This is a genomic window from Streptomyces sp. NPDC002671 (assembly GCF_053592475.1).
Window position 1 is genome coordinate 196,576 of record NZ_JBSFVU010000017.1, and the last position, 21,345, is coordinate 217,920.

A 21,345-nucleotide genomic window follows, 5' to 3' on the forward strand; every position below is an offset into this window, starting at 1 on the left:
CGATGCCGGACCTGACGATGCCGGACCGGACCGGCAAGGACGGCGGTGGCCCGCCGGGCTCGACCTCCCGCGACGACGGCGGTCACCAGGACCCGATCGGTCGTGCCTTGGCCGTCCTCGCCTGCCTGGCCACCGAACCCGGCGCGGGCGGCGTCCTCTTCCTCGGGCTCGACCCCGGCTTCCTGCCCGTCCTCGGCGCCTGGCTGGCCGCCCACAGCGGTACCGGCGCTCCCGTGCGCACCCTGGGGTCCTGGCTCGGGGAGGAGGAGCTGTGGCTGCGGCCACGGCTGGACGACGACGGGTTCCGGCTGGTGCCGGGGCTGCTGGTGGAGGGGGCCGGCGCCCCGCCCCCGGTGCTTCTCGTCCCCGATCTCGGCCAGGCCGGCCCCGCTGTCGTACGGGCCGCCGTCAGCCTGATCGGTGCCGAGGCGGCCCACGTGGAGATGCACGGCCACAGCCTGCGCTGGCGCCCCCGCGCGCACTGGCTCGCGGCCACCGGCCGCGCCGAGGCCGCCGGGCTCTCCCCGCACCTGCTGGACCGGTTCCCGGTGCGGGTCGCGGCGGAGGCGCTCAACGACGCGCTGTGGAGCCTCGGCACCGACGGTTTCTGGGACCTGCCCGCCGATCGGGACAAGCTCGTGGCGGCGCTGCCCACCCTGCCGTACGTCCCGGCGGGCGGGCCGTCCCCCGCCCTCACCCCGGAAGCCGCCGCGCTCGCGACCGACCTCGTGCCCCCGGACAGCGGCCTGCGCCGGGGCCTCGCCCTCGCCCGCTGTGCCCGCGCCCTCGCGGCCCGCGCCGGGGACCCGCGGGCCGACGTCCACCACCTCCGGCAGGCCGCCGTCCTGCTGGGCATCGCACCGCTCCCGCCCCGCCCGGAGGCGCCGCCCCGCCGCACCTTCGGCCCGGACGCCCCGCCGGAGCCCACCGAGGAGCCCGCGGCACAGCCGCCCGGCCCCACCGCCCCCGTACCCACCCCGGTCGCCGTTCCCGCGCCGCCCCGCCCCCTCACGGCCGTACCGGTGACCCCGCAGCCGCCGGCCGCCCCGCCGTCGCCCTACCCCCAGGACTCGCCGTACCCGGAGGACTCCGCGGACGCGGTCCCGCAGCTCGGCTCGCTGCGCCCGGCGACCCGCCGCCGGGGCGCCGCCCTGCGCCGGCACGGCCGCCCGAACGGCACCATGCGCGCCCGGGACGTCCACGACCTCGCGCTCGTCCCGAGCCTCGTCGAGGCCGCCAAGTCCCGGCTGTCCGAGCCCGAGACGCGGACCCGGCCGCTCCGCCTCGGCCCCGCCGACCTGCGCCAGTACCGCCGTCGTCCGGAGCCCGCGCACGCCCTGGTCCTGGTCCTCGACCACTCCTGCCGCGACTGGGACCGCGCGCCCGCGCTCGCCCCCTGCCTGCGCTGGGCCTATGCGACCAACGCCGCCGTCACCGTCGTGGAGTTCGGGCACGCGGGCGCGGAGGACGAGCTGTGCGCGGAACGCGTGCGGGTGCCCTCGCTGCTCGACCCGGCCCTCCTCGCCGCCTTCGACCGGCCCCCCGGCACCGCCAGCCCGCTCGCCCACGCCCTCGACCTGGCCGTGCAGGAACTGCGCCGGTACCTGCGCCGGGGCCGGGCGGTGGTCGACGAGGTCCTGTTCGTCGTCGCCACCGACGGCCGGGGCAACGTACCGCTGGACGCGAGCCTGCGGGGGCGGGTGCCGAGCGGGGTGCGCCGGGAGGGCGTCGCCGACGCGCTGCGGGTGGCGGCCACGGCGGCCACCCTGAACCGGGTCCGCGCGGTCGTCATCGCACCGGACCTCGACCAGTACCCGCACCTCCCCGTCGAACTGGCGGAGGCGCTCGGCGCCACCCTCGTCGTGGCCCCGGGGGCGCCCGCATGACGACGGAGCCGATGAGCCTGCGCAGCCGGCTGTACGCGGACGCGGACCAGCCCGCGGACGAGCTCGCGCCCGCGAGGATCGGGCAGCCCCGCACACCGGTGCCCGCGCCCGGCACGGACCGGGCCGAGCCCGAGTTCGAGGCCGAAGCCGCTTCGGACCCGCTGGAGTTCCCGCCCGAGGACGTCGTCCTGCCGGCCGAACTCCCGCCCGGTGCCGCCCTGTTGCGCGTCGAAAACATCACCCATGAAGGCCGTCCCAGCATCGGGCTGCACTTCCACCACCGGGGCCGGGTGTCCAGCCCGAACCGGCCCCACCATCTGGCGTCGCGCCGCCCGCCCGGCCTCGGGATACCCCAGCTGGTCGCGCGGGCCACGAGCGAGGGCGGGACCTGGAGCGACACCTACCTGCACCTCAAGGGCTGGTGGCAGACCCAGCCGGTGCTGGCCGCCTGGGTCGACCGCCTGCGCCAGGGGGACGACCCGGCCCTCATCGTCTGGGACCAGACCGCGCACGAGATCCCCTGGGAACTCCTGCACCGCGAACCTGTCGGCATCCCCGCGCCCGACGACCCGGCCGGCGACACCGGCGGCTGGCTCGGCGCCGTGCTCCCCGTCATCCGCTGGACCACGGTGTGGGACGGCGACCGCGCCTGGCGCTACGACGCCCGGCCCCGCCACTGCAAGGGTGGCGTCATGGTCTACGAGGACCCGGACTTCGCCGTCGACCAGGACGGCGTCGCCCAGCACGAGATAGGCACCCGGTCGACCACCATGGCCGACCTGCGCACCCGCCTCAAGGACACCCGGACCGGCTTCGGCCTGCTGCTGATGCGCTGCCACGGCGGATACTCCGAGGACATCAGGCAGTTCACACTCGGCGGCGTGCCCTACCCCCAGTTGTCCCTGAACTGGAAGATGTACGCCCTGCACGCCTCCGGGGCCGCCGTCCTCATCAACTCCTGCGTCTCCGCCCGCCCGGTGGTCGACGACCGCTACAAGGCGGCCGTGCCCCGCAACTTCGCGGAGGTGTTCCTCAAATGGGGCGCCGGCGCGGTCATCGCCACCGTCGCGGAGGTCAGCAAGGTCCACGCCCACGACTTCGCCGCCCGGCTGGTCCGCAAGGCCGCGCGGAACGGCCCGGTCAACCTGGCCGAGGAACTCACCCGGCACCGCGCGTACTACGCCCGCGAGGCCGAGCGGGCCCTGGAGGACGCCGACGAACCCCGGGTCGAACAGGCGCTGGAGGCGTTCTTCAGCGGCTTCATGTACGTCTACTTCGGGCACCCTGGGACCACGCTGACGCTGGAGAAGCCGGGCCGGGAGGGCCGGGAAGGGGGCGACGGCACATGAGCGCGTCCGCCGTACCCCTGCGCCCGCTGGTGAGCTGGCCCGAGGAGGTCGAGACCGGCCGCAAGTACCTGGTCACCGTCGACGTAGAGCTCGCCGGGCCGGAGCCCGGCACCTGGCCGTACGACACCGAGGAGTACGCCGTCGGCTGCGTCCTGGAGGCCGAGTCCGGCCTCGCCGTGGAGGCGGTCGGGGACACCACCCTGGTCCTGCACCGCTTCGGCGGGACGTACGGCCCCGCCCGCTTCGTCACCTACGCGGCGGGCGGCCCCGAGGGCGAGACCGCGCTGCGGCTCACGCTCGTCACGGCGGGCGGGGTGCCGTTCCGCAGCGAGCGGCTGGAGGTGCGGGTCGGGGCGGGGGAGGCTGCACCTGTACTGGACGTGGTGGAGGTGCCGCTGCCGGGGCCGGCGGGGGAGCCTGCGGTGTCGCCGAGGGCGGAGGGGCTGGACTCGGGGCGGACGGGCCCGACCGTGTTGATCGCGCCCGGCTCCGAGGAGCTGTACCGGTTGGTGCGGAGCCGGGTCGAGGGGCTGGAGGGAGAACCGCGGCGGTATACGTACGGCAGTTCGGTGGAGGTCGGGCGGCTGTCGGACACCGGGTGGCGGGTGGTGCTGCTGAGGGGCGAGATGCTCGGCGGGGGGAATGTCGCGGACACCGCGTCCGCCATCCGTGAGTTCCGCGTCTCGCTCGCGGTGTCGGTCGTGCCGGGGCGTCCGGGCGGGATGCTGCCCAGCGACGTCCTCGTGGCGGACAAGGTCGAAACGGTCCCGAGGTACTCGGGGCCGTCCGCGTGGCTGCGGTCGGTCACCCGTGCGGTTCTGTACGGGAGGGTGCGGTTCGGGGAACTGCGAACCTCCCGTGCTGTCGAACGAGTCCGCCCGGGGGGCCCGTACGCGGTCCTCTATGCGGATCAGCATCCGTCTTTCATGACCATGTACGGTCTGCGCGTCGAACACCTCGGCATCTGCGCCGTGGACGACATCGCGGCGCGACTGGCGGTGGACGCGGTCGTGTCGCTGCTCGCCGCGCTGCCGTCCGTGCCACCGCCGGCTCCGGACCTGCTCATCGGCCGGGAGGAGGAACTCGCGCGGCTGGTGGAGCTGTTGAACCCGGAGACGGCAGGCCGCGCCACGGCCGTGACCGGCATCCCCGGCATCGGCAAGACCGCGCTCGCCGTGGCCGCCGCCGAGCAGGCCGAGGCACGGGGCTGGTATCCCGGCGGGATCTACTTCCTCCCCGGTGAGCCGGATTCGTACGAGAGGGCGCGACACGCCTTGACCGTGACGCAGTCCGGAATCGGGCCCGCCCTGTTCCTCTTCGACGGTGTGGATCCCGACGACGGACCGACCCCGTGGAACTCCACCCAGGAGTACGGCTTCCACACGCTGGTCACCTCAAGGCACCGCAGCCCCGCCGGCCCGGACCCCGTGCGACTGAACCCGCTGTCCCCCCGCGCCGCGGCCGAGCTGCTGGATCCCCAGGCCACGGACCCCGAAGCGGCGACAGCACTCGCCGAGCTGTGCGGCCGGGTACCGCAGGCCCTGGAACTCGTAGCCCGCTCGTCCGCCCCCCTACCGGAGGTCCGGGCGGCCGTCGAGCGGGCGGGCGGGGTTTTCCACCACTTCGGCGAGCTGCGGCGCACGTACGACGCCGAGTTCGCGCATCTGGCACCCGACGAGGAGCGGGCGCTGCGCCTGCTGGCCGTCGTTCCCGGCGAGGACGCCCACCCGGAGCTGCTCCTCGGCATGGGCACCACCGGACTGGAGGCGTCCCTCGCCCGCCTGGAGGCCGCCGGCCTGGTCGAGCGGAACCAGGCCGGCGGACGCTGGAGGATGCCGGCGCTGGTGCGGTCGTACGTCCGGCAGAGCCCGGGGCGGCACATCGCGGACGAGGAGGTGACCTCGGCACGGCAGCTCCTGCTCGGCTACTGCGTCCAGCGGACCCGGGGCGCCGTCCGGGCGCTCGGCCTGAGCGATGCCGAGGACTCCGTCGAGCCGCGCGACGGCTGGAGCAGCGCCCTCGACTGGCTGGACGGGGAACACCCGACCCTGCTCGCCCTGGTGCTGGAGGACAGCCAGGGGCCGTACGCCGACCAGGCCGCCGAACTCGCCCTGCACCTCGGCGCCCACCTCAACTGGCGCCGGCGCTTCGAGGACAGCCGCCGGTGCTGCCTCGCGGGGCTGCAGTCGGACTGGAGCCGCCACCGCGCGGCGCCCCTGTGGAACCTGCACGGGGCCGCCCTGAGCGGCCTCGGCCTGCTCGACGAGGCGGCCGACTCCCATGTGCGGGCGCTCGCCCTCTACGAGGATCTCGCCGACCTCAGGGGCTGCGCCAAGGCGTACGACGCGCTGGGGCAGGTGCGTGCCGAACAGAGCGACTGGGACAACGCCCATGCCGCGTTCCAGCAGGCGATCCGGGAACTGCGCCGCGTCGGGGACCGGCGGGGCGAGGCCGAGGCGCTCATGCACGAGGGCGTGGCGTTGCTCCACAGAGGCGACGACCAGCAGGCGCTGGCGGCGCTGTACGCCGCCGTCAACGAGTTCCGGTCCCTCGGTGACCAGCCGGGGGCGGCGCGCGCCGACCTGTACCGGGCCGAGGCGCTGAGCCGGTCCGGCATGGCCGAGGCGGCCGTCGGCACCGCGGAGCGGGTCATGCGCGATTTCACGGCCCTGCGCGACCAGCACGCCCTGGCGCGCGCCTGGGAGGTCGTGGCACGGGCCCGGGAGAACCTGGGGCTCGCCTCGGAGGCCGAGGCCGCCTGGAACATCAGCGAGCAGGCGTTCGCCGCCGCCGGCGACACCGTGCGGGCCCGGAGCACCCGCAGTTACGCGGAGGACCGGCGGCGGCGCGCGGCCGAGGCCGACCTCCGGGTCCAGCTGGACGTGGAACGCGGGGCATGGTCCACGCGGGCGCACTGGACACTGCGCGTGGTCAGGGACTCCCTCCCGACCGCGCTGGCGCAGGGCACCGAACGCGCTCCCGTGCCCCGGATGCAGCTGGGCGGATCCATGGGCGAGCAGCTGGCCGCCTTCGTCCGCTCCTGCGACCTGCCGGAGCGCCCGGTCCCGCTCGAAGTCACCCTTCCTCTGGAGTACTTCGACTCGGCTCCGCATACGTGGACGGCCGGGTCCGCAGCCGGGCGCCTCGGCGAGCAGCGCCCGGTGACGATCCGTGGCCTCGGGCGGGGGGCCCTGGAGGAGAACCGGCTGCGCCACTGGCAGAGCCTGCGCGACGCCGGCCGGCTCGATGCCGTCCACACCCCGCTGGGCAGCGGCTCCTGGCGGTTCTCCTCGGTCCCGGCCGGCCAGATCCCTTGCCTCTGCGGTCCGGTGAGCCAGGGCGCGGGCCGGCGGCTCATGTCCCGGCTGATCAGGGCGGGGCACGGTGCCGTCCTGTGGAGCACGCTGCCGCACCCGGGCAACTGCGGTCCGGAGTGCATGGACCGGTTCGCCCTGGCGAGGGCGCTGGTCTTGCGGTGCAGGGGCCTGGCGGAGCTGCCCGTCCAACTCTGGCGAGACCGTCGGGACGCACCCGACAACCAGCAGCTGTCCCTCCTCTACGACGACCCCGAGGCACCCCTCCCCGGAAGCCTCGACCTCCTCGCCCCGCCGTCCTTCGAAGGACCCTGAACCGGCCACCATCCAGCGGAATCGAGCCACCGAATTCGGCCCTCGTGTCCTCTTATGAGGGATCGTTTCACCCGTACGGATTAAAAGTGCTCAAGGTGCCAGAACGGGCACTCCGCCGCCGCCTACGGTCGCACGGGTGATGAGCAGCAGGCCGGAGACCACGACCCGCACGACCGGCGCGCACCGGGCGCACCGGGCACACCGTGAGGCGCGCGACCGCGCCGCCGCGCGCACCCTCGCCCAGCGCACGCCCGCGCGCTACGAGCCGTACCTGGACGGTCTGTTCACCTACTGCCTGTCCGTGCTGTGCGACCACGACGCCGCCACCGCCGCCCTCGGGGACGTCCTCGCGCTGGCCGAGCGGCGCGGGCAGCGCGTCCCGGAGGCGGCCGGTGACCGCAGGGCCTGGCTGTACGCGCTGGCCCGCTGGGCGTGCCTGCGCAAGCTGGCCGAGGCCAAGCAGAAACGTCAGGCCACCCACGCGGCGGGCCGCGCCCCCGCCGGGAAGGCCTCCAACGGAAAAGCCCCCGCCGGGAAACACGTCCCCGATCCGCCCCTCGCCCCCGAGACCGAGGACCAGCGGCGCCGCGAACTCGCCCTGCTCGCCTGGCCGGAGGCCGCCGGCACGAGCCCCGAGCAGCGCGAGGCGCTGGAACTCGCCGTCCGCCACCACCTCGACCCCCACGAGGTCGCCGCCGTCCTCGGCATGGAACCCGCCACCGCCCGCGAACTGCTCGCCTCCGCCGCCTGCGAGGTCGAGCGGACCAGCGCGGCCCTCGCCGTGGTCGAGGCCGGCAGCTGTCCGAGCGTGGCGCACCTCACCGGCGACAGCCGCCTCGTCCTCAGCACCGCCCTGCGCCGCGAACTGGTCCGGCACGTGGACGACTGCCCGCGCTGCCGCCGCACGGCCGAGCGCGCCGTCACCGGCCAGTGGCCCGGCGCCACGGTCACCCCCGCCGAACTGCCCGTGCTGGAGGCGCCTCGAGCGGACCTGCACGCCGCGCTCGCGAACCACCCGCGCGCGGCCGTCCCCCGCTTCGACCGGCGCGGCTTCCCGATGGACCCCAAGGACCGCGCGGCCCGCCGCGACCGCATCCGCGCGCGTGCCGTCACCACGACCGTCGTCGCCACCGTCGTCGCCGCGCCCGTGCTCGCCCTGTGGGCCGCATACCGGGGCTCACCGGCCGGGGAGGAGGACGGCCACACCGCCACCGCGCGCGAGGCCCGGGGTGCCGAGGCGCTCGGCGGCGACACGTCCGGCGGCTACGAGAACGCCGGCAACGCGCGCGTGAAGCCCGGCGCCCGGCTCGGCAAGGACGGCAAGGCGGATGTCTCGGTCGAGGTCATCGGCATCACCGGAGCGGACAGGAAGGGCGCCGGACACCTCACGGTCGACGCCGGGAACGACGGCGACACCACGCTGATCACCCTCACCGCCTCGGGCCCCTCACCGGTCCGCTGGTCCGCGACCACCACGGCGGCCTGGCTCTACCTCAGCCAGTCCTCGGGCACCCTGGCGCCCGGCGACACGTTGACGATCAAGGTGTACGTCGACCATCTGCGCGAGCCCTCCGGTCACTGGCACGCCCAGGTGGCCATCGCCCCGGCCGGCGCCGTCGTCTCCATCGACGGCTACGGCACCGCCCCCAGCGGCCCCGCGACCCCGCCGCCCGCGACCCCGCCGCCCACGACCTCAAGCTCCGGCCCGACGCCCCCGCCGTCCACCCCCAGCGATTCGCCGACCAGCCAGTCCCCGACCCCGACCGACCCGAGCACCCCTCCCACGGACCCGCCCCCGTCCGACCCCCCGACCCCGACCCCCTCCCCGTCCGACAGCGGGACGCCCAGCCCGTCGGGCAGCTAGGGCCTCTCGTTCGGATCACGCCGGGCTCGCGGGGCCTGGCACGCACTCCCCCAGAGGGGGGACCCCCAGCGGCGTTGTCGTCAGTCGCCAACGCGCCGCGTTGACTCCCTCCTCCGCCTTGCAGCTGCACGCACCAGGCCCCGCTCCCTGATCCGGCCTGATCCAAACGAAAGACCCTAGGAGTGGCGCCGGAGTTACGGCGCCGGGTCGGCGGGGTGCGGTGCGACCATCGGCAGCTGCGACGCCAGTCGCGCCTCGCACAGCTCGACCAGACGGTCGTAGCCGGCCTTGCCCATCAGCTCGGTCAGCTCGGCCCGGTAGGAGACGTACACCGGCTCGCCCGCACCGTGCGCCGACGTCGCCGACGTGCACCACCAGTGCAGGTCGTGGCCGCCCGGACCCCAGCCCCGGCGGTCGTACTCACCGATGGACACCTGGAGCACGCGGGTGTCGTCCGGCCGGTCGATCCAGTCGTAGGTCCGCCGGATCGGCAGCTGCCAGCACACGTCCGGCTTGGTCTCCAGCGGCTCCCGGCCCTCCTTCAGGGCGAGGATGTGCAGCGAGCAGCCCGCGCCGCCCGCGAACCCCGGCCGGTTCTGGAAGATGCACGACCCCTGGAAGGGCCGCGTCTGCCGGGACCCCTCGTCGTCCTCCGACACCCAGCCGTCGCGCGTGCCTTCGGCATGGTGCTGCCAGATCTCCGGGGTGAGCCGTGCCACATGCTCGGCGACCCGCTTCTCGTCGTCCTCGTCGGAGAAGTGCGCGCCCAGCGAGCAGCAGCCGTCGTCCGCGCGGCCCGCCTGAATGCCCTGGCAGCCGCTGCCGAAAATGCAGTTCCAGCGAGAGGTCAGCCATGTCAGATCGCACCGGAAGACCTGTTCGTCGTCCGCCGGATCCGGAAACTCCACCCACGCGCGCGCGAAGTCGAGCCCCTTCTCGTCGCTCACCTTCGGGGCCTTCCTGTCCGCCTTCACCTGCGAAGAATCCTTCACCGAACCCTTCGCTGAATCCTTCGATCCCTTGGAGGATTTGTCGGCCTTCGCCTTTTTCGTCTTTGGCACGCGTCCAGGGTAAGTGGCCCAGGACCGCTCCGGGGAACGAGGACCGGCGATCTGGCAGTAGCGTTCCCTATATGAGACTCGGTGTCCTGGACGTGGGTTCGAACACGGTGCATCTGCTGGTGGTGGACGCGCACCCCGGTGCCCGCCCGCTGCCCGCACATTCGCACAAGGTCGATCTGCGACTCGCCCAGCTGCTCGACGGCAGCGGCCACATCGGCACCGACGGCGTCGACAAGCTGATCGCCGTCGTACGCGACGCGCTCCAGGCCGCCGAGGACAAGGGCGTCGAAGACCTCCTGCCGTTCGCCACCTCCGCCGTCCGCGAGGCCGGCAACGCCGACGACGTCCTCGCGCGCGTGGCCGACGAGACCGGCGTCCGCCTCCAGGTCCTCTCCGGCGAGGAGGAAGCCCGCCTCACCTTCCTCGCCGTACGCCGCTGGTTCGGCTGGTCCGCCGGACGGCTGCTGGTCCTGGACATCGGCGGCGGCTCCCTGGAGATCGCCTACGGCATCGACGAGGAACCCGACGCCGCCGTCTCCCTCCCGCTCGGCGCGGGCCGCCTCACCGCGGGCTGGCTGCGGGGCGACCCGCCCACCGCGGACGACGTACGCACCCTGCGCCGCCACGTCCGCGCCGAGATAGCACGCACGGTCGGTGAATTCAGCCGCATCGGCGCCCCCGACCACGTGGTCGCCACCTCCAAGACCTTCAAGCAGCTGGCCCGCATCGCAGGCGCCGCCCGCAGCGCCGAGGGCCTCTACGTCCAGCGCGAACTCAAACGCGAGTCCCTGGAGGCCTGGGTCCCCCGCCTCGCCGGCATGACCACGGCCCAGCGCGCGGAACTCCCCGGAGTCTCCGAGGGCCGGGCCAACCAACTCCTGGCCGGCGCCCTGGTGGCCGAGGGCGCGATGGACTTGTTCGGCGTGGAGAACCTGGAGATCTGCCCGTGGGCGTTGCGGGAGGGCGTGATCCTCCGGCGCCTGGACCACATGGATGGCGCTTGACTGCGGCGAGAAGGGGCGCGGGGCGGTATCGATGTGCGGCTCCGCCGCGGGGCGCGAGCAACCACGACGCCCCCGCACCCGGGCAAATGGCGAACGTCACAACGGCGAATAGTCACCCAACCCCCGAGCCACTCGACCCCGTAAGGTGACGGACGTGGCTGAACCCAGGGACGTGCCCGTGGCCGTCGCGCTGTCCACCGCCTCCGTCTACCCGGAGTCGACGGCGACGGCCTTCGAGATCGCCGCGCGCCTCGGATACGACGGTGTCGAGGTCATGGTGTGGACCGACCCGGTCAGCCAGGACATCGACGCGCTGCGCAGGCTGTCCGACTACCACGGCATCCCGATCCTCGCCGTCCACGCCCCCTGCCTGCTGATCACCCAGCGGGTCTGGTCCACCGACCCCTGGGTCAAACTCCAGCGGGCCCGCGCGGCGGCGGAGAAGCTGGGGGCGAGCACCGTCGTCGTACACCCGCCCTTCCGCTGGCAGCGCCAGTACGCGCGCGACTTCGTCAGCGGGATCTGGCGGATGGCGAACGAGACGGACGTACGGTTCGCCGTCGAGAACATGTACCCGTGGCGCTACCGCGACCGCGAGATGCTCGCCTACGCCCCCGACTGGGACGTCACCAAGGACGACTACCGGCACTTCACGATCGACCTCAGCCACACCGCGACGGCCCGCACCGACGCCCTGGCGATGATCGACCGCATGGGCGACCGGCTCGGTCACGTCCACCTCGCCGACGGCCGCGGCTCGGCCAAGGACGAGCACCTGGTCCCCGGCCGCGGCACCCAGCCCTGCGCGGAGCTGCTGGAGCGGCTCGCGCTGACCGGCTTCGACGGCCACGTCGTCATCGAGGTCAACACGCGGCGCGCGATGTCCAGCGCCGAACGCGAGGCCGACCTCGCCGAGGCCCTGGCGTACACGCGGCTGCACCTGGCCTCCGCGGTGAAGGTGCCCCGGCGATGACGGGGGCAACCGCGCGCAGAAGGGGACGGCCGCCGCGTACGGAGTCCGCCGACACCCGGGACCGCATCCTGGCCGCGGCCCGCGAGGAGTTCTCCGCACGCGGGTACGAGAAGACGTCCGTGCGCGGCATCGCCAAGGCCGCCGGGGTCGACTCGGCGCTCGTCCACCACTACTTCGGGACCAAGGAACAGGTCTTCGAGGCGGCGATCGCGGTCGCCTTCGCGCCCGCGCTCAACGCGCCGCACGCGCTCGCCGACGGGCCGCTGGAGGGGGTGGGCGAGCGGTTCACCCGCTTCGTCCTCGGGATCTGGGAGGACCCCGCCACCCAGACCCCGCTCCTTGCGATCGTGCGCTCGGCGGTGAACAACGAGACCGCCGCCGCCGTCTTCCGCCGCCTGGTCGCCTCCCAGCTGCTGCACCGCGTTGCCGCCGAGGTGCACCTGCCGGACGCGGAACTGCGCGCCGAGCTGGCCGCGGCCCAGCTGGTGGGCGTGGCGATCATGCGCTACGTGATCAAGCTGGAGCCGGTGGCGTCGGCGGACCTGGAGCAGATCATCGCGCGGGTGGCACCGGTGGTGCAGCGCCACCTGACCGCACCCTGAGGGCGGCGCACGGATCCGCCGCCGTGAAACGACCGTCCCGTATTCCGGACAACCGAGTCCAGCCCTTGGAGCGGCGGCGTACTCTCGGAAAGTGCCAGAGCTCTCTGGCGGAAGGTCTTCGAAGGAGCGAGCGACGATGCCCGAGCTGAGGTCCCGCACAGTCACCCACGGCCGCAACATGGCGGGCGCCCGCGCCCTTATGCGCGCCTCCGGTGTACCCGGTGCGGACATCGGCCGGAAGCCGGTCATCGCGGTCGCGAACTCCTTCACCGAGTTCGTGCCGGGTCACACCCACCTCCAGCCGGTCGGCCGGATCGTCAGCGAGGCGATCAAGGAGGCGGGCGGCATCCCGCGCGAGTTCAACACGATCGCGGTGGACGACGGCATCGCCATGGGCCACGGCGGCATGCTGTACAGCCTCCCCTCCCGCGACCTGATCGCGGACTCGGTCGAGTACATGGTCGAGGCCCACTGTGCCGACGCCCTGGTCTGCATCTCCAACTGCGACAAGATCACCCCGGGCATGCTGCTGGCGGCCCTGCGCCTGAACATCCCGGCGGTCTTCGTCTCCGGCGGCCCGATGGAGTCCGGCCGCGCCACGCTGGTCGACGGCACGGTCCGCACGCTCGACCTGGTCGACGCGATCTCCGACGCCGTGAACGACAAGATCTCGGACGAGGACATCCTCCGTATCGAGGAGAACGCCTGTCCGACCTGCGGCAGCTGCTCCGGCATGTTCACCGCGAACTCCATGAACTGCCTGACCGAGGCGATCGGCCTCTCCCTCCCCGGCAACGGCTCCGTCCTCGCCACCCACACGGCCCGCAAGCAGCTGTACGTCGACGCGGCCCGCACGGTCATGGACGTCACCCGCCGCTACTACGAGCAGGACGACGACTCCGTCCTCCCGCTCAACATCGCCACCTTCCAGGCCTTCGAGAACGCCATGGCCCTGGACATCGCGATGGGCGGCTCCACGAACACGATCCTGCACCTGCTGGCGGCGGCCCAGGAGGCGGGCGTCCCGTTCGGCCTGGAGCAGATCGACGCGGTGTCCCGCCGCGTCCCCTGCCTGGCGAAGGTCGCCCCGAACGTCGCGAAGAACCGCACGTACTACATGGAGGACGTGCACCGCGCGGGCGGCATCCCGGCCCTGCTCGGCGAACTGCACCGCGCCGGCCTCCTGAACGAGGACGTCCACGCGGTCCACAGCCCGTCTCTCTCCGACTGGCTGAAGACCTGGGACGTCCGAGGCGGCAGCCCGTCCCCGGAGGCGGTGGAACTGTGGCACGCGGCCCCCGGCTGCGTCCGCTCGGCGGAGGCCTTCTCCCAGTCCGAGCGCTGGGAGGCGCTGGACGAGGACGCGGAGGGCGGCTGCATCCGCTCGGCCGAGCACGCGTACTCCAAGGACGGCGGCCTGGCGGTCCTGAAGGGCAATCTGGCCGTCGACGGCTGCGTGGTGAAGACGGCCGGCGTGGACGAGTCCATCTGGACCTTCGAGGGCCCGGCCGTGGTCTGCGAGTCCCAGGAGGAGGCCGTCCAGCGGATCCTCACCCACGAGGTCAAGGATGGCGACGTCGTCGTCATCCGCTACGAGGGCCCCAAGGGCGGCCCCGGCATGCAGGAGATGCTCTACCCGACCTCGTACCTGAAGGGCCGCGGCCTCGGCAAGACCTGCGCCCTGATCACCGACGGCCGCTTCTCCGGCGGCACCTCTGGCCTCTCCATCGGCCACGCCTCCCCCGAGGCGGCCTCCGGCGGCACCATCGCCCTCGTCCAGGACGGCGACCGCATCCGCATCGACATCCCGAACCGCACGATCGAGCTGCTGGTCGACGAGGCGGAACTCACCCGGCGCGAGCGGGAACTGGACGGGGCGTACGCCCCCAGGAACCGCGACCGCAAGGTCTCCGCCGCCCTGCGCGCCTACGCGGCGATGGCCACGAGCGCGGACAAGGGCGCGGTGCGGGATGTGACGAAGCTGGCGTGAACCGCCTGACAGCCTGACAAGGGGCCGCCTCCTGAACGGGGGGCGGCCCCTTCCCTTTCTGGCCCTGTCTGACGCCCCGCCGCCTACCAGGTCGCCGGGTTCCGCCCGTCGAGGGCGAAGACGGTGCCGTCGGGGGCGGTGGCGTAGACGTGGGTGCCGATGACGATCGGCGAGGGGGGTGCTCCCATGACGCTGGCCGAGTGATCGCCGAGGCGTGCTTCCGTCTGCCCGACGAGCGTTCCCTTCCGGGCGTCGGCGGCGAGGAGCCTCCCGTCAGCCGAGCTGAAGTACACCTTCTCGCCATCGGTGACGGGTGCCGATCCACGGCTCACGGCAGTTTCCAGTCGCCACAGTTGGCGCCGCGCGTCCATGTCGACGGCCACGAGCGAACCATCGGCCGCCAGGACGTAGGCCACATGTCCCCGTACGGTGGCTTGAGCGTCTTCGAGTGCGACAGGCAGCGTGACTTGGTGGGTTGCCTTCGAGGCCGGCGTGTAGCGGACGACCCCCTTCGTCCCCCTGTAGACACTGTCGGTGGAGAGCAGGAAGAGCGCGCCGCCCTGGCTGCCGAACGGTGTCAGCATCCCCTTGAGTCGAGCGTCCCAGCGCACATGCCCCGTGCGCGGATCCACGGCGGTCACCCGCGTGCTCGATCCGTCATCGGACGTACGGGTCGCGTAGGCCAACGGGTCCCCCGGGAACGAGAGGAGGAAGGCCGAAGCGTCCTGTCCTCGGAAGCCGCGCTGCCATTTCGTGTCGCCGGTCGCCGCGTCCACACCGGTGACTGTTCCGTCGGACCGTACGAGCAGGGCCATGCCGCCGACATACCGCACTGCAGTCCCCGCCCCCAGACGCCGATGCCAGACCTCCTCGCCCGAGGCTGGGTCGAGGGCCGTGAGACGTGACCCGCCGTTCGTGGAGGGCTGCACCAGACCGGCCGACACCACCGGTGGTCCGCCGGCGGGTTGCTTGGTGACCGAGTGCCGCCACAGCAGGGCACCGTTCGCGGGGGAGAGCGCGAAGACCTTTCCCGGCTGGCTGCAGAGCAACTTCCCAGCCCCGTATGAGCATTGAGGCATACCGGTGCCCGGGGCAACCCGATTGACCGCCCATGTACTGAACGCGGCGGACTCCGTCTGCGGGTGCTTGCCCTCAGGGCCGTGTCCCGTCCGGTCAAGCAGCTGAACCGAAGCCAGGGCGCCGAGCAGGCTCAGGCCGACCACTGCGGCACCCAAGGCTGCAATGCGCTTCTTGCCCCGCCTCCCGGGCCGGCGCACCGCTTTCTCGGCGTGCACCTCGGACGCCGGCTCCGCAGGCTTCCGCTGAGCCGGTATGAACGCCTGCGTGTCGTACGAAGCTGCCACCGACCGCAGCTCCCGCATCAGCACGTCGGGAGTCGGCCGCTCCTCGGGCTCCTTGGCGAGACAGCGGAGTATTAGCGGAGCCAGGCTTTCCGGCACCCCGGTCAGATCCGGCTCGTCGTGCACCACCTGATACGCGACGATGTACGGACTGTCGGAGTCGAACGGCCCCCGCCCGGTCGCCGCGTGCACCATCACTGACCCCAGGGCGAAGATGTCCGCCGCCGGCCCCACTTCACGCGGGCTCCTGAATTGCTCGGGCGCCATGAACGGCGGCGTACCGATCAGCTTGCCGGTCTCGGTCCGCAGTTCACTGTCCTTCGGCCGGGAGATGCCGAAGTCGATGACCTTCGGCCCGTCCTCGGCGAGCAGCACATTGCTCGGCTTCAGATCCCGGTGCACGACCCCGACCCGATGGATGTCGCGCAGCGCCTCCGCGAGCCCGGCCATGAGCCGGCGCAACTGCTCGGGCGCCAAAGGACCATTCTGCTTAACCTGCTCGGAGAGCGTCGGCCCAGGAATGAACAGCGTGGCCATCCAGGGCCGTTCGCCGTCCGTATCGGCATCCACGACAGGCGCGGTGAAGGCACCGCTCACCCTGCGGGCGGCGGCCACCTCTTGCCGGAAACGGCCCCTGAACTCGGGATCTCTGGCGAATTCGGCGTGTACGACCTTCACCGCGAGCTTGAGCCCCGAGGTACTGCGGGCAAGATGCACCACGCCCATGCCGCCGGACCCCAGACAGGACTCCAGACGGTAGTGACCGGCGTACTCCGGAAGTTCCGCTTCCGCCCCCGCTCCGGTGCTGCGCTGTGGCGCCATGGACCACCCCCGTGCTGTTCGTCCGCGCGCGCGACGCACGGAGCCTAGTCGATGACTCGTACGAGACGGAGACGGCTTGCTAACCTCCGCGTGCGAGTCGCGCACACGTGTTTCAAGACGCGATTCAGGAGAGTCGACGGGACCCATGGCAGTCATGGGCTCGAGGGGGGAGCTGTTCATGTCTGTGGAGCGCGCCGAAGACGCAGAGACCACTGGCGGGCAGGAGGATCTGACCGCGGCGGTCCAGACGGAGTCTCTGCGCTACTTCTCGGTGGCCCCGGGCGTCCGCCTGAACGTCCGCAGTGGTCCGGGGACCAACTACGGCCTCGTCGGCGTCCTGCCCGAGGGCTCCAAGGTCCACATCTACTGCCAGTCACCGGGCACGACGGTCACGGGCCCGTACGGCACCACCAACATCTGGGACAACATCAGCAACGGCCAGTACGTCTCCGACGCCTTCGTCCAGACGGGCACCGACGGCTACGTGGCCGCCCGCTGCGGCTGACCCCCGCCCCCCGGCCCGCCCCCACCCGGCGTCATAATCGTCCCGTGAGCGACGAAACCGGCACCCCGGGCACCCCGGCGGGCTCCGAGGGCGGGGCCCAGGGTGGTGGCCCCCGTCCCGAGCCCCTGCGCTTCTTCGGCACGTCCTGGGTGAACCATGACGACGGCTACGCGGCCCGCCGGGCGGGCGTGGCCGTCGGCTCCCTCGCCCTGGCCGCCGCCTCCTGCTTCGTGCTGCGCCTCGCCTACGAGGGCATCCAGATCGCCGAGCCGGGCACCCTCGTGACCGTCCTGGTCGTCGCGATGTTCGCGATCTGTAGCGCGCTCGCCTTCCGCAACACCTGGGAAGGCTTCGGCAAGCGCCACGACCCCGCACGCCAGGCCTCCCTGCGCGGCCTCCTGGCCATCGGCTTCGTCGGCTCCCTCCTCGCCTACTTCTTCCGCTCCCTCACCGAGGCCCCCGGCGAGAAGCTGCACCGCGAGGAGTACGACAAGGCCCGCGCGGAGTACGAACGCCGTACCACCCGCCGCACAGGCAACCCGGCGAAGAGGAAGAAGCGCCGGTAGCCGAGGGGGAGTCACAGGCGCGGGGACCAGGGTGGCCGTAACTCGCTGTTCTCCCCCGCTCCCGCCACACACCATGGCTGTATGACCACGACGCAGCCGCCTTCCGGCCCCTCGGTCCCGCACCACACCAGCCGCGCCGACTCCTTCAACGCCGCCGCAGCCCAGTACGCCGCGAACCGACCCTCCTATCCGCCCGCCCTCTTCGACGTCGTCGAGGAGTTGGCCGGCCGCCCCCTGTCCGGCGCCCGGGTCGTGGACGTCGGTGCCGGTACCGGAATCTCGACCGCCCTGCTGCACGCCCGCGGCGCCGACGTCCTCGCGGTCGAACCCGGCGCGGGCATGGCCGCCGAGTTCCGCCGCGGACTCCCGCACATCCCGCTCGTCCGGGGCAACGGCAACGCCCTGCCGCTGCCCGACGACCACGCCGACCTCCTCACCTACGCCCAGGCCTGGCACTGGACCGACCCCGCCCGCTCGGCGCCGGAAGCGCTGCGCGTGCTGCGCCCGGGCGGCGCGCTGGCCGTGTGGTGGAACACCGACGCCCTCGACATCGACTGGATTGCCGAGGCCGCCGACCGCGTCGGCCGCTGCTTCGGCGTGGGCACCGCCCGCGAGCGGCGCGAGGCAGCCGAACGCACCCACCGCGCCGACCCCAGCGGCCGTCTCCGCTTCACCCGCCGCGAGATCCGCTGGAGCCGCCGCGTCCCGCTCGACACCCACCTCGCCAACCTAGGCAGCCACTCGTTCGTCCTCGTCGCCCCCGAGGAACGCAGGACCGCCTATCTGGAGGAGGAGCGAGCCCACCTGCTGAAGGCCTTCCCGGACGGCATCGTCGAGGAGACGTACGACGTCCTGCTGCTCGTCGCGCTCAAGCCCTGACGGCCGGCCGGTCGGCACGACACACCAGCCACCTCCCCTTGACGGCATTTGCTCACCGGGCGGATTATTCATCGCATGATGAATTACTCGCGGGAGCCAGAGCCACCCCTTCCACCCCCCGCACCAGCCGTCCACGCCGAAGACCTCACCGTCGTCCGCGGCCCCCGCCCGGTCATCCACCAGCTCGACTTCACCGTCCCCCGCGGCCAGGTCACCGGCCTGCTCGGCCCCTCCGGCTGCGGCAAGACGACCCTCATGCGCGCCATCGTCGGCACCCAGGCCAAGGTCACCGGCACCCTCCAGGTCCTCGGCCTCCCGGCCGGCCACCCCGCCCTGCGCAGCCGCATCGGCTACGTCACCCAGAACCCCTCCGTCTACGACGACCTGACCGTCCGCCAGAACCTGGACTACTTCGCGGCCGTCCTCGACCCGGGCCGCGCCGCCGCCGAACGCCGCCGCGCGCACGTCACCCGGGCCATCACCGACGTCGACCTCACCAGCCACGCCGACGCCCTCGCCGGCAACCTCTCCGGCGGCCAGCGCAGCCGGGTCTCGCTGGCCGTGGCCCTGCTCGGCGCGCCCGAACTCCTCGTCCTGGACGAGCCCACCGTCGGCCTGGACCCCGTGCTCCGCCGCGACCTGTGGAACCTCTTCCACCACCTCGCCGCCACCCGCGGCGCCACCCTCCTCGTCTCCTCCCACGTCATGGACGAGGCCGAGCGCTGCCACCGCCTGCTCCTCATGCGCGAGGGCCGGCTCCTCGCCGACGACACCCCGGACTCCCTCCGGGCCCGCACCGCGCGGGACACCGTCGAGGCCGCCTTCCTGCACCTGGTGGACGGTGGGGGTACCCCCGCGCGAGCGAATCCGAGCGTGGGGGAGGCTGCCGCAGGCCGCACCAAGGAGAGCACCCGATGAGTACGACGAATCCAGCCGATCCAGCCGACGCGGCGAAGGCGAAAGCGAATTCGGCGAGCGCGCCGACGCCCACAGACCCGAATACGAACCCGGACCCGAACACGAACACGAACCCGGACCCGAACACGAACCTGAGCCCGGCCGCGCCGCCCACCACGCTCAGCGTCTCCCGCACCACCGCCACCGCCGCCCGCGTCCTACGTCAGCTGCGCCACGACCCGCGCACCATCGCGCTGATGCTTCTCGTCCCGTGCCTGATGCTGATCCTGCTCCGCTATGTCTTCGACGCCAGCCCGCTCGTCTTCGACAACATCGGGGCCTCTCTGCTCGGCATCTTCCCGCTGATCACGATGTTCCTGGTGACCTCCATCGCCACCCTGCGCGAACGCACCTCGGGCACCCTCGAACGCCTCCTCGCCATGCCCCTCGGCAAGGCCGACCTCATCGCCGGCTACGCCCTCGCCTTCGGCATCCTCGCCATCGTCCAGTCGGCCCTCGCCACCGGACTCTCGCTGTGGCTGCTCGGCCTCGACGTCACCGGCTCACCCTGGCTGCTCCTGCTGGTCGCCCTCCTCGACGCCCTGCTCGGCACGGCCCTCGGCGTCTTCGTCTCGGCCTTCGCGGCCTCGGAATTCCAGGCGGTCCAGTTCATGCCGGCGGTGATCTTCCCCCAGCTCCTCCTCTGCGGCCTGTTCACTCCTCGCTCGAACATGCACCCGGTGCTGGAGGCCATCTCCGACGCTCTCCCGATGTCGTACGCCGTCGACGGCATGAACCAGGTCCTCCACCACGCCGACATGACCGCCACGTTCGTACGGGACGCGCTGATCGTCGCCGGGTGCGCGGTGCTCGTACTGGGCCTCGGTGCGGCGACCCTGCGCCGCCGGACGGCGTGAGCCGGCCCGGCCCGCCCAGCCCGTCCGCCCAGCGGACAATCCACCCGCGCCTCTCCCCGCCGGTGCGAGGATGACCCCATGAGCCAGAAAGTCGCAGTCCTCGGCACCGGCAAGATCGGCGAAGCCCTGCTCAGCGGAATGATCCGGGCGGGCTGGGCCCCGGCCGATCTCCTGGTCACCGCCCGCCGCCCCGAACGCGCCGAAGAACTCCGCAGCCGCTACGGAGTCACCCCGGTCAGCAACACCGAGGCCGCCAAGACCGCCGACACTCTGATCCTCACGGTCAAGCCGCAGGACATGGGCGCCCTCCTGGACGAACTGGCCCCGCACATCCCCGTCGAACGCCTCGTCATCAGCGGCGCCGCCGGCATCCCGACCTCCTTCTTCGAGGAGCGCCTGGCCGAAGGCACCCCGGTCGTCCGCGTCATGACGAACACCCCCGCCCTCGTCGACGAGGCGATGTCCGTCATCTCCGCCGGCAGCCACGCCACCGCCGAGCACGTCGCCCACGCCGAGGAGATCTTCGGCGCCGTCGGCAAGACGCTCCGCGTCCCCGAGAGCCAGCAGGACGCCTGCACCGCCCTGTCCGGCTCCGGCCCCGCGTACTTCTTCTACCTGGTCGAGGCCATGACCGACGCCGGCATCCTGCTCGGCCTGCCGCGCGACAAGGCCCACGACCTCATCGTCCAGTCCGCCATCGGAGCCGCCGTGATGCTCCGCGACAGCGGCGAACACCCCGTCAAGCTGCGCGAGAACGTCACCTCCCCGGCCGGTACGACGATCAACGCCATCCGCGAACTGGAGAACCACGGCGTACGCGCGGCCCTCATCGCCGCCCTCGAGGCCGCCCGCGACCGCAGCCGCGAACTCGCCTCCGGCAAGAAGGACTGAACCCCGGGGACCCGAGTTGACACGCCCCATGCCGATCCGTAGTGTTCTCCGAGTTGTCCGACGTGAGCGCCGACTCCGGTCGGTCCCCGGACAGCCATTCCGCAAGTACCAGCCAAGATTCGGCGCCTCTGCGTCGACCTCTTTGGCGT

General features: G+C 72.7%; 16 protein-coding genes. 14 read left to right on the forward strand and 2 right to left on the reverse strand.

Translation table 11 applies throughout. From position 1 onward, the window contains the following. The first annotated feature begins 2 nt into the window (after positions 1–2). The 4 genes from ACWD35_RS26140 to ACWD35_RS26155 all read left to right on the forward strand — a co-directional run bounded on the left by ACWD35_RS26140 (position 3) and on the right by ACWD35_RS26155 (position 8,728). On the forward strand, positions 3–1,886 hold the full coding sequence (locus ACWD35_RS26140; protein WP_451353724.1) for a hypothetical protein: 1,884 nt from the start codon (positions 3–5) through the stop codon (positions 1,884–1,886). Next, complete coding sequence (locus tag ACWD35_RS26145; protein WP_451353725.1) at positions 1,883–3,235, forward strand: hypothetical protein; 1,353 nt, start codon at positions 1,883–1,885, stop codon at positions 3,233–3,235. Before ACWD35_RS26140 ends, ACWD35_RS26145 begins: the two co-directional genes overlap by 4 nt. Then, positions 3,232–6,864: an AAA family ATPase gene (locus ACWD35_RS26150; RefSeq protein WP_451353726.1), complete on the forward strand. Its 3,633-nt coding sequence runs from the start codon at positions 3,232–3,234 to the stop codon at positions 6,862–6,864. The genes ACWD35_RS26145 and ACWD35_RS26150 overlap by 4 nt, the downstream gene beginning before the upstream one ends. Positions 6,865–7,003: 139 nt before the next feature. Continuing rightward, positions 7,004–8,728, forward strand: coding sequence for a BACON domain-containing protein (locus ACWD35_RS26155; protein ID WP_451353727.1), 1,725 nt, complete (start codon positions 7,004–7,006; stop codon positions 8,726–8,728). 194 nt (positions 8,729–8,922) lie between these two features. Here ACWD35_RS26155 and ACWD35_RS26160 read toward each other — a convergent pair whose 3' ends face one another. Next, entirely contained in the window at positions 8,923–9,720 is a 798-nt protein-coding gene (locus tag ACWD35_RS26160) for a hypothetical protein (RefSeq protein WP_451353749.1), read from the reverse strand. Positions 9,721–9,860: 140 nt separating this feature from the next. Here ACWD35_RS26160 and ACWD35_RS26165 point away from each other — a divergent pair, with 140 nt between their 5' ends. The 4 genes from ACWD35_RS26165 to ilvD all read left to right on the forward strand — a co-directional run bounded on the left by ACWD35_RS26165 (position 9,861) and on the right by ilvD (position 14,358). Beyond that, complete coding sequence (locus ACWD35_RS26165; RefSeq protein WP_451353728.1) at positions 9,861–10,793, forward strand: Ppx/GppA phosphatase family protein; 933 nt, start codon at positions 9,861–9,863, stop codon at positions 10,791–10,793. 154 nt (positions 10,794–10,947) lie between these two features. Then, positions 10,948–11,766 carry a sugar phosphate isomerase/epimerase family protein gene (locus tag ACWD35_RS26170; RefSeq protein ID WP_451353729.1) on the forward strand — a complete coding sequence of 273 codons (819 nt, stop codon included), beginning with the start codon at positions 10,948–10,950 and terminating at the stop codon, positions 11,764–11,766. Continuing rightward, the gene (locus ACWD35_RS26175; RefSeq protein WP_451353730.1) at positions 11,763–12,368 is read left to right on the forward strand and encodes a TetR/AcrR family transcriptional regulator; all 606 of its coding nucleotides are present in this window, start codon (positions 11,763–11,765) and stop codon (positions 12,366–12,368) included. The genes ACWD35_RS26170 and ACWD35_RS26175 overlap by 4 nt, the downstream gene beginning before the upstream one ends. A gap of 136 nt (positions 12,369–12,504) precedes the next feature. Next, positions 12,505–14,358, forward strand: coding sequence for a dihydroxy-acid dehydratase (gene ilvD, locus ACWD35_RS26180; RefSeq protein ID WP_451353731.1), 1,854 nt, complete (start codon positions 12,505–12,507; stop codon positions 14,356–14,358). 83 nt (positions 14,359–14,441) lie between these two features. Here the strand turns inward: ilvD and ACWD35_RS26185 are convergent, their stop codons facing one another. Then, complete coding sequence (locus ACWD35_RS26185; protein ID WP_451353732.1) at positions 14,442–16,541, reverse strand: serine/threonine-protein kinase; 2,100 nt, start codon at positions 16,539–16,541, stop codon at positions 14,442–14,444. A 178-nt stretch (positions 16,542–16,719) separates the two neighbouring features. On the opposite strand from ACWD35_RS26185, the gene ACWD35_RS26190 reads away from it, so the two are divergent. The 6 genes from ACWD35_RS26190 to proC all read left to right on the forward strand — a co-directional run bounded on the left by ACWD35_RS26190 (position 16,720) and on the right by proC (position 21,196). Continuing rightward, positions 16,720–17,046: an SH3 domain-containing protein gene (locus ACWD35_RS26190; protein ID WP_451353733.1), complete on the forward strand. Its 327-nt coding sequence runs from the start codon at positions 16,720–16,722 to the stop codon at positions 17,044–17,046. Positions 17,047–17,090: 44 nt separating this feature from the next. Next, entirely contained in the window at positions 17,091–17,612 is a 522-nt protein-coding gene (locus tag ACWD35_RS26195; RefSeq protein ID WP_451353734.1) for an EamA/RhaT family transporter, read from the forward strand. Positions 17,613–17,693: 81 nt separating this feature from the next. Beyond that, on the forward strand, positions 17,694–18,491 hold the full coding sequence (locus ACWD35_RS26200; RefSeq protein WP_451353735.1) for a class I SAM-dependent methyltransferase: 798 nt from the start codon (positions 17,694–17,696) through the stop codon (positions 18,489–18,491). A gap of 75 nt (positions 18,492–18,566) precedes the next feature. Further along, complete coding sequence (locus ACWD35_RS26205) at positions 18,567–19,409, forward strand: ABC transporter ATP-binding protein (RefSeq protein WP_451353736.1); 843 nt, start codon at positions 18,567–18,569, stop codon at positions 19,407–19,409. Further along, positions 19,406–20,305, forward strand: a complete 900-nt coding sequence (locus ACWD35_RS26210) for an ABC transporter permease (RefSeq protein ID WP_451353737.1) — start codon at positions 19,406–19,408, stop codon at positions 20,303–20,305. Before ACWD35_RS26205 ends, ACWD35_RS26210 begins: the two co-directional genes overlap by 4 nt. A gap of 78 nt (positions 20,306–20,383) precedes the next feature. After that, positions 20,384–21,196: a pyrroline-5-carboxylate reductase gene (proC, locus tag ACWD35_RS26215; RefSeq protein WP_451353738.1), complete on the forward strand. Its 813-nt coding sequence runs from the start codon at positions 20,384–20,386 to the stop codon at positions 21,194–21,196. The last annotated feature ends 149 nt before the right edge of the window (positions 21,197–21,345 follow it).

Excerpts from the sequence above, each read along its gene's own strand:
- ACWD35_RS26140 (WP_451353724.1), top strand. The coding sequence starts at position 3 with ATGCCGGACCTGACGATGCCGGACCGGACCGGCAAGGACGGCGGTGGC.
- ACWD35_RS26145 (WP_451353725.1), top strand. The coding sequence starts at position 1,883 with ATGACGACGGAGCCGATGAGCCTGCGCAGCCGGCTGTACGCGGACGCG.
- ACWD35_RS26150 (WP_451353726.1), top strand. The coding sequence starts at position 3,232 with ATGAGCGCGTCCGCCGTACCCCTGCGCCCGCTGGTGAGCTGGCCCGAG.
- ACWD35_RS26155 (WP_451353727.1), top strand. The coding sequence starts at position 7,004 with ATGAGCAGCAGGCCGGAGACCACGACCCGCACGACCGGCGCGCACCGG.
- ACWD35_RS26165 (WP_451353728.1), top strand. The coding sequence starts at position 9,861 with ATGAGACTCGGTGTCCTGGACGTGGGTTCGAACACGGTGCATCTGCTG.
- ACWD35_RS26175 (WP_451353730.1), top strand. The coding sequence starts at position 11,763 with ATGACGGGGGCAACCGCGCGCAGAAGGGGACGGCCGCCGCGTACGGAG.
- ilvD (WP_451353731.1), top strand. The coding sequence starts at position 12,505 with ATGCCCGAGCTGAGGTCCCGCACAGTCACCCACGGCCGCAACATGGCG.
- ACWD35_RS26185 (WP_451353732.1), bottom strand. The coding sequence starts at position 16,541 with ATGGCGCCACAGCGCAGCACCGGAGCGGGGGCGGAAGCGGAACTTCCG.
- ACWD35_RS26190 (WP_451353733.1), top strand. The coding sequence starts at position 16,720 with ATGTCTGTGGAGCGCGCCGAAGACGCAGAGACCACTGGCGGGCAGGAG.
- ACWD35_RS26200 (WP_451353735.1), top strand. The coding sequence starts at position 17,694 with ATGACCACGACGCAGCCGCCTTCCGGCCCCTCGGTCCCGCACCACACC.
- ACWD35_RS26205 (WP_451353736.1), top strand. The coding sequence starts at position 18,567 with ATGATGAATTACTCGCGGGAGCCAGAGCCACCCCTTCCACCCCCCGCA.
- ACWD35_RS26210 (WP_451353737.1), top strand. The coding sequence starts at position 19,406 with ATGAGTACGACGAATCCAGCCGATCCAGCCGACGCGGCGAAGGCGAAA.
- proC (WP_451353738.1), top strand. The coding sequence starts at position 20,384 with ATGAGCCAGAAAGTCGCAGTCCTCGGCACCGGCAAGATCGGCGAAGCC.